Genomic DNA, 7,356 nt, shown 5'->3' on the forward strand with positions numbered 1-7,356 from the left:
GAAAGCAGCACTCCCAAGACAGGAACCAGCCAATCGGACACCTGGCGCAGACAGGCCGCACTGACCGCCACGACCAGGCCGAACGCTTCAGGCCGATGAGCTGAGGCCGCTCCCGCAGACACCCGCGCCTGAGCAGCCGGCCGGGCGCGGCGGGCGGATGGCGGGTGGGGGTGACTGTTCCTGCGTCAGGTGGTGGCGGCACCGGCGTCGTCGAGTGCGGCGAGTGCCTTCGTGGCCTCGGCCAGGAGCGGGCTTCGCAGTGCGGCGAGGGCGTCGCGGGCGGTGCGCAGCGTCGTGCGGGCCTCTGGGTGTCCCAGGGCGGCGAGTGTCTGGCCCAGGTGCAGGCGGGTCCGTTCGGCCCACGCCGACACCTGAGCGGCCTCCAGGGCGCCGAGGGCCTGCCGCAGCGGCGTTTCCGCCTCGCGCCAGCGTTCCAGGGCCGCGAGGTCGTTGCCGATGTGCAGCCGCGTAACGGCGAGGTACAGCGTGATCACCCGGTCCGTCCGGCCGGGGACGCCGGCGCGGCAGATCCGTTCGCTGCGGCGGTGCAGGTCCAGCGCCTCGGCCGCCCGGCCGGTCTCGCGCAGCAGGGTGCCCAGGGTGTTGAGCAGCGTCAGCTCGGCCAGCCGGCTCTGCGGGGACTTCTCGGCGGCGAGGCGGTGGACTCCCTCGCGCAGCCGCTCCTCGGCCTCCTGCATGCGGCCCTGCCGCTGGAGTGCGCCCGCGCCGTACCCGAGTGCCCAGCCCTCCTGGAGTCCGTCCCGGCACTCGCGGGCCGCCGCGAGCGCGGCGTCGGCGCTCGCCAGGGCGGCCCGTGCGTCGTGGGTACAGGAGTTGTGGGCCCAGGAGAGGTAGTTGAGGTGAACCGCTTCCTCCCGTTTGCTGCCCAGCAGGCGGGCGGAGGCGGCGGAGAGCCGGAAAACCTCCACCCACTGCTCCCAGTGCTGGTTGAGGTCGGAGAACCAGTGCATCGCCTCCGCCGTGTCCAGGACCTGCCGGTGCCGGCCGGTGTCGTGGGCCCGGCGCAGCGACGCGAGCCACTGGGCCCGCTCGGCCTCCAGCCAGGCCCGTGCCTCGTCCCGGCCGGCGGGCGCCGTCTCCGGGTCCGGGTCGCTCCGCGGCTCGGTCTGTTCGTGGTCGGCGTCGAAGTGCAGCGCGGCGGCGGTGGCCCGGCGCAGGACCCAGGACGCGGCCCGGTCGAGCGCGGCGTCGCGGACCTCGGGACCGTCCTCGGTGTCCACCTGCTCGGACGCGTAGAGCCTGAGCAGGTCGTGGAAGCGATACCGCTCGGCGGCGGCATCGCTCTGCAGCAGCCCGGCATCGGTCAGTTCCTCGGCGCAGCCCACCGCTTCCTCGTGGGACAGTCCGGCCAGGAGCGCGGCGGTCTGGGGGCTGAAGTCCGCTCCGGCGGCGAGCGCGGCGCGCCGTAACAACGTCCGGGGTTCCTGCGGGAGTTGCCGGTAGGAGAGCGCGAAGGCGGCACGCACCCGCAGACTTCCGGCCTGCAGGCCGTCCAGCCGCCGGCCCTCGGCACCGAGACGGGTGACGAGCTTGCCGAGGCGTTCGTGCGGCCGGCTGAGGAGCCGCTGGCCGGCGATCCGGACGGCCAGCGGCAGGTGCCCGCACAGGTCGGCGAGATCGCGTGCGGCCTGTGCCTCCGCCCGCACCCGTTCCGGGCCGATGATGCGGGTCAGCAGCTCTACCGCCTCCTCGCGCCGCAGCAGAGCGAGATCGGTGCGGTGGACGGACTCCAGACCGGCCAGAGCGCGGCGGCTGGTGACGAGGGTCAGGGACGGACCGGAGCCGGGCAGCAGGGGGCCGACCTGGGACTCGTCGGCGGCGTTGTCGAGGAGCAGCAGCAGGCGTCGCTCACCGGCCAGGGACCGCCACAGACCGGCACGGTCGTCGGTACCGGCCGGTATCGCCGCGTCGGCGACCCCCAGCGCACCGAGCAGCCGGGCCAGCGCGTCCCGGGGAGTCGTCGGCTCGGGATCCATGCCGTGCAGGTCCAGGGCGAACTGCCCGTCCGGGAAGTGCGGGGCGAGGCGGTGCGCGGCGTGCACCGCGAACGCGGTCTTGCCGAGCCCCGGCTGCCCGGTGACCACGGTGACCACCGGCAGCCCCGGACCGGCGTCCTGCGCCAGTTCCAGCAGCCGGGCGAGCGCCGGGCCGCGGGCGGTGAAGTCCCGGATGTCGCGCGGCAGCGCCAAGGGCCCGCCCCCGGCCGGTACGGGGCCCGTCCTGGGGCGCGGACGGCCCACGGCGGCGGACTTCTCCAGGCGCGCCGCCTCGGCACCGTCCAGTCCCAGCGCCTCGGCCAGCGCCTGCACCGTACGGCGCTGCGGCCCCCGGGTGCGTCCGCGTTCCATGTCGGCCAGCGCCCTGACGCTCACTCCGGACGCGTGCGACAGCGCCTCCTGGCTCAGCCCGGAACGGACCCGCAGATGCCGCAACCGCTGTCCGAAGTCCCCCGTGGAAGGCGTGCCGTCACGCACCGTCACTGTCCCCGATTCGTCCGGCTCGTCCGGTTGAGAGCCCCGGCAGAAGTATGGCCGACGGTACTTCTGCCGGCAGAACCGCCTGGGCGGCGGAGACCGGAAATGGTCGACTGAAGTCCGGCGCGGAACGCACCTGCCGGTACCGCCGGAGGGCGTGCGCGCCGCGCCGTCCGGCTACCGGACGGCAGCGACCACCGACCACCTGACCGACACACGGACACACCGGCCGACGGCACCGCGCCGCGGCCGCACCACTCACGGGGGAGTCTCCATGAACACTGCGCGTCACCGCTCCACGCTGCTCGCCGCCGCGGGCACGGTTCTCGCCCTGTCGCTCACCGCCTGCCAGAGCGACGGGGACGGCGCCTCGTCGTCCGCGCCGACCACCTCGGCCACGGTGGCGTCGTCCCCGGCGGCCGCCGCGCCGACGGCCGGCAAGGGCACCGGCACCTCCGACACGACGGGCTCGACCGGCTCGGCGTCGGCGGCGTCGAAGGGCTCGGCCGGCTCCAGCGGCGCCTCCGCGGGCTCGGCCGGTGCGACCGGCGAGCGGGTGAGCGCCTCCACTCCGCTCTGCACCGCGAAGGACGTCCGTGTCACTGCCGCCAGGCAGGACGGGCCGCCCTACACCCACATCGTCCTCACGGCGAAGAGCACCATCGGGCACTCCTGCCGGCTGACGGGCTTTCCGCACATCCAGTTCCTGGAGAGCCACAAGCAGGATGTCCCGGCCGTTGCCAAGAGCAAGCCGGCCACGCCGGTAGTCCTCACCGCGGGAGCCCCGGCCTACGCTCTGGTGAGGCTGTCGGACGGCGGGCTCGACGAGGACAACGAACCCGTGTCGGCGTTCTCCGTCATGCTGGACGGCGACTCCACGGTCATCGCCGTCACCGCGCCCGGCAGCGACGGCATCGCCGTCGACCCGGCGAAGGCCCTCACCGGCTACTGGACGCCTGAACTGCGCAACGGCGCGGACGACTTCTGACCCCAGCCGAAGGGGGCGGGGTTCCACGGACGGTGAGAGGACACGGTCGCACCGGCGGCGCAGCCACGGTTGAGGCTGACGCCGGTGCGACCGCCGCGCCGCCCTGCCTCCGCCACTCTGGAAGGGCCGGCGCCTCGGCGCCGCAGGGCGGCGGTGCGCTCTACCGTCCACTGCGCACCGCCGAGCGACCCGTCGACCACCACCTCAAGCGCACCCCGTCGGCCGGGTCGGCAGGCAGCGCTTCGATCATGGTCGGTGCGACTGGGCTGACGCCCGGCCCCGCTCACACTTGCCCCACCGTCCCTGCGCAGCTGCCCCACCGTCCCTGCGCAGCGCTCCGGAGCCAGGTGTGCCCGGCGCCACGGGCCGACCGCCGTGCCGCGGACTCGCGATGCCGTACGCGGCGAGGCGTCCCACGCGGTGTCCCTCTCCCGGTCCGTGGCGGTGGCCGACCTGATCATCGAGGCTGCCAGGGCCACCCGTCACCACCGTCTGTCCGCGCGTGCGCGAATATGCCCCTCATTTCGTGGAAGTAACTCGTGTTTTGTGTGCTTGTAGGTCAGAGGTAAGGGCATCCGGTGGTCAGGAGGTTGATAACTATGGTTCCCCTGCTTCTGGTTCTTCTGCTGGCTCTGATCCTCTTCGGCGCGGGTTTCGCATTGAAGGCGCTGTGGTGGATCGCGGTGATCGTGCTCGTCGTGTGGCTGCTGGGCTTCGTCGTCCGGTCTGCGGACAGCGGAGGCCGCAAGGGTCGCTGGTACCGCTGGTAGACGACAGGCATCCGGCGCGAAGAGCGCGTCACACGCCACCGCTGAGTGGGCCCGGCCGATACGCCGGGCCCACTGGCATGAACGGGAACTCCTCTACGTGTTGGGAGGGATCGGGCTTATCGGACGCACTGCGGGGTATGTGAGACATGCACCGGTCCCGCGGACCCAGCAGTGGAACCCTGCTCCTCCTGTCTGCGGGGCCGCTGCGTACGTGGCCAACGCGGCGCGCCCGTCTGAAGGCGCCGCATCCCCGTTACGGAGAGCTCTTCCGGCTCGGTGGAAGCCGGTGGCTGCTCAAGCCCCTGTCGCGGTCCGTCGACGCCCTCCGGGTCCGGTGATGGCGGGACGTTTGCGAGGCGGCATGGCGCCGTGCCGGTCCGCTCTCGGCCGAAAGAGGCTGGACCGTCCGTCACCGGGTATTCGAACCTCGCGGGGCCCGGCAAGAGCAGGGCACCCCTGGTGAAAGGAGTGTCATGGCAGGAGTTTTCCAACGACTCAAGGAGTTCGCGAGGAGTCCGCAGGGTCGGCGCACGATCGAACAAGTACGCCGGACCGCGGCCGATCCGCGCCGCCGAGCCCAGGCCCAGCGACTCTTCGGCAGGCTGCGCTCCCGCCGGTCGGGGTCGGGAATGTGACCGTACCGGTGCGAGGCCGGGCGGGTCGGTGCCGGCAGGGCGGTGCGCAACCCTCGCACAGCCGTCAGCACGACACCCCCGGCCACGGCCACAGGGGAGCCGACCGCCACCGCCGCCCCCGCTCGGGCGCGGCCGACAGCGCCCAGCCGAGGCGCTCGGAGACGCCCTCACTGCTACGGACAGACGCCCTCGCCGCTACGGACACTCGATGGTGGTCCCGGTGGGGCTGGTGGCGGCGACGATGCGGGAGAGTCATGTGCGCCGCTTCCTCGTGTGGTGGGGGACAGGTACGTGTCGGCACACCGCCGAAACATGCAGGTCGGGCGCACATGTGGTGGGGGAACATAAGCCGGGCGTGCCTATGCGTGCGGCCACCATGCCGGGGCACGGGAGGACGGCTCGGAGGATCGTAGGCGGCGGGGGCGCCGTCGCCGTTGTGCGGGCGTAGTGTCCTGGTATGGGTGACGCACGCTGTGCCTGGTGCGGGGCGGTCCTGCCGGATTCCGCCGGTGCCGGTCGCCGGTACCGCCACGCCGGGCACCGGCAGGCGGCCTGGTGGGCCCGGCGGTGTGGGAGCAAGGCCGAGGCCGCCCGGCGCACCCTGGTCACCGTCGGCTCGATGCTCCTGACCCAGGTCGAGCGCGAACTGGCCGGCATGGCCGTCGGTGACGGCCGGGCGCCGGTGGAGGCCGCGCCTTGCGTGGCGGTGGCCCGCATTCCCCCTCTCACCGACCGGCTGGTGCGCCTGGCGGTGCTTGCGGACCGGCAGGCGGGGGCCGGCCGGCCGCAGACCGGCAGGGCGCCGGGCATCAGCGGCGAGGCCGCCCGCGCCCGCTTCACCCGCCGGGACACCTGCGCAGGCCCACCGGGACCGGGCGATGTCCCGCCACGGTGAACGACCCGCCGCACGGCCGTCGGAGCAGGCCTTGGACCGGGCGCTGGCCACGGCCGTGCGCCGCACCGGGGCCGCGGTCGGCGGCGTCTACCTGCTGGACGCCCGGCAGCAGGTGCTGTGCCTGGTGGCGACCGGCGGCCTGCCCCCCGAGTACGCCGACCCCTGGACGCGCATCGTGCTGGCCACCCAGGATCCGGTGGCCGACGCCGTACGCGAGGACCGCCTGGTGTGGGTCGACGGCCTGGAAGAGCTGGCCCGGCGCTATCCGCGCGCGGCCGCCGCTCAGCCCTACCGGTTCTGCATGGCTGCCGCGCCCGTCTGCGGAACGGACACCTGCCGGGGTGCCCTGCTGCTGTTGTGGCCCGCCGGCCGTTCCCCGCGCGCCGGCCACCGCGAGCGCGCCCGCATGACGCATGCCGCCCACCGCATCAGCGGCCTGCTCAAGGCCGCCGGTGAGCCGCCTGCCATCCCCGAGCAGCCACGCGTGGTGCAGGTCCGCGCCCTGGACACCCGCGCCCCGCAGGCCGCGCTCGGCTTCTCCGAACGGCTGCCCGGGGGCAGCCTCGCCCTCGACACCGAGGGCCGGGTCGTCTTCGTGACCTCAGGCGCCGCCCGCCTGCTGGACTGCGATGCCGCCTCGCTGCTGGGCCGGCTGCCCTGGCAGGCCCTGCCCTGGCTGGACGACCCGGCCTACGGCGACAAGTACCGGACCGCACTGCTCAGCCGCGAGCCCGTGAGCTTCCACGCTCTGCGCCCGCCCGGTACCTGGCTGGACTTCTACCTCTTCCCCGATCCCGACGGAATCAGCGTCCGCGTCATCGAGACCGCGCTCGCCGACCGGCCACCGACCCTGGCGCCGGTCAGACCCCCGACGGCCACTGGGCCGGCCGGGGTGAGCCGCCTGTACCGGCTGATGCACCTGTCCGCGGTCCTCACCGAGGCCGTGGGCGTACGTGATGTCGTCGACCTGGTGGCAGCCGAGATCCTGCCCGCCTTCGACGCCCAGGGCCTGGTGCTGTCCGTGGCCGACGCCGGCCGCTTGAAGATCACCGGCTACCGGGGCTACCGGCCCGAGGTCATCGCATGCCTCGACGGCCTGCCGCTGGACACCGGCATCACCCCCGCCGGGAAGGTCATCGCCACCGGCGTGCCCTCCTTCGTCACCGACCCGGACGAGATGGCCCGCAACTACCCGCAGGCACCGCGGATCAGCGGCAAGCAGGCGTGGGCGTTCCTGCCGCTGATCGTCTCGGGGCGGCCCGTGGGCTGCTGCATCCTCTCCTACGAGCGGCCCCACACCTTCACCGCCGACGAACGCGCCGTCCTCACCTCCCTGGCCGGACTGATCGCCCAGGCCATGGACCGTGCCCGCCTCTACGACGCGAAACACCAGCTCGCCCACGACCTGCAGCAGGCGCTCCTGCCCCGGAGACTGCCCCGCGTCGACGGCCTGGACGTGGCCGCCCGCTACCTTCCCGCCAGCCACGGCATGGACATCGGCGGCGACTTCTACGACGTCATCCGGCTGGACCACCACACCGCCGCGGCCGTCATCGGGGACGTGCAGGGCCAC

5 protein-coding genes are annotated in these 7,356 nt (G+C 73.7%); 4 read left to right on the plus strand and 1 reads right to left on the minus strand.

From position 1 onward, the window contains the following. Window positions 1-185: 185 nt before the first annotated feature. The gene (locus CCN44_RS19545) at window positions 186-2,495 is read right to left on the minus strand and encodes a helix-turn-helix domain-containing protein (protein ID WP_107502086.1); all 2,310 of its coding nucleotides are present in this window, start codon (window positions 2,493-2,495) and stop codon (window positions 186-188) included. Between the two features lie 274 nt (window positions 2,496-2,769). Between CCN44_RS19545 and CCN44_RS19550 the strand changes: the two genes are divergently transcribed. From CCN44_RS19550 to CCN44_RS19565, 4 genes are all read left to right on the plus strand, one after another. Then, window positions 2,770-3,483, plus strand: a complete 714-nt coding sequence (locus CCN44_RS19550; protein ID WP_086698414.1) for a DUF4232 domain-containing protein — start codon at window positions 2,770-2,772, stop codon at window positions 3,481-3,483. A gap of 599 nt (window positions 3,484-4,082) precedes the next feature. After that, window positions 4,083-4,253 carry a DUF5670 family protein gene (locus CCN44_RS19555; RefSeq protein ID WP_059247750.1) on the plus strand — a complete coding sequence of 57 codons (171 nt, stop codon included), beginning with the start codon at window positions 4,083-4,085 and terminating at the stop codon, window positions 4,251-4,253. Window positions 4,254-5,345: 1,092 nt separating this feature from the next. Further along, window positions 5,346-5,783 (plus strand): hypothetical protein, encoded by a 438-nt coding sequence (locus CCN44_RS19560; protein WP_086698415.1) that lies wholly within the window; start codon window positions 5,346-5,348, stop codon window positions 5,781-5,783. After that, window positions 5,767-7,356, plus strand: a 1,590-nt coding sequence (locus CCN44_RS19565) for a GAF domain-containing protein (protein ID WP_086698416.1), incomplete at its 3' end; no start/stop codon positions are given. The genes CCN44_RS19560 and CCN44_RS19565, both read left to right, overlap by 17 nt.

This window comes from Streptomyces tricolor (assembly GCF_002155905.1).
Lineage (GTDB): Bacteria > Actinomycetota > Actinomycetes > Streptomycetales > Streptomycetaceae > Streptomyces > Streptomyces tricolor.